The 876-nt window shown below is 57.3% G+C and carries 1 protein-coding gene; it reads left to right on the plus strand.

Annotation, left to right across the window (positions count from 1 at the left end):
- On the plus strand, positions 1-876 hold an 876-nt coding region (locus tag AC27E8_RS06535; RefSeq protein ID WP_487111378.1), incomplete at both ends, for a hypothetical protein.

Raw genomic sequence — 876 nt, forward strand, 5'->3', positions numbered from 1 at the left:
ACAACGGGAACTTGCCTGCGGCAACGAACACGGGCTGGAGCGTGACGCTGGTCTCGAACGGAGGAACGGATGGAGCGTCACTGAATCAGACGTTCTATAACGGCGCTTCGACTGGAACGGTGAGCGTCAGCACGCAAACGCCACAGACGGTGACCTACACCGCGAGTCTCATCAACCCCGAAGGGGTTATGGAATCGAGTGAAACTTTCCAGATCACGTGGGCAGGTGCAACCGTGAGCGCGTCTCCGACGCAATTGCCTGTGGGACAGGTCTCGACCATCACAGTCAATGCAAATGCGCCGGGGAGAACGGTGACACTATATAGCACGGCCCCCGTGATCCAGGGTGAACAACCGTCAGAAACTTGCACAACCAAAGGGTGTCATTCGAATGGTAACTATCAAATCACGGTGAATGACACTGGCACGACGACGCTTCAAGCGGTGTCGAACACGGCGCAAGTGGTGAAGTTTTGGGTAACCACGACGCCGCCGAATCCGCCTAGCCCGACGGACGTGGGACAAGGCACGACATCACCTGCTGTCACGGTGGCATGGGGAAATAACACAGGTGTGTCTATCACGCTCATGGCGACGCCGGGATCGACAACCTATGGCGGAACGATTACGGAGTCGTACAGCGTGCAGGGCTGGCAGCCTGGGGATGAGGTCATCATCCAGGTTGTGAATGAGAGTCCAGCCACGCCTGCCGAAGCATCAGGAACGTATTTCCCCAATGGCTGGTATTCGAGCGGATATTGTACTGCGTCGGGGTGTGTGTATCAAGCCGTATTGACTGAGCCATCTGCGAGCCATAACGAAAGCGAGCAGCCGGTCACGCTGGAGGCTGGCATAGGCGGTTCGGTGACGGATCAGG

This window comes from Alicyclobacillus sp. CIJ1 (genome assembly GCF_057538885.1).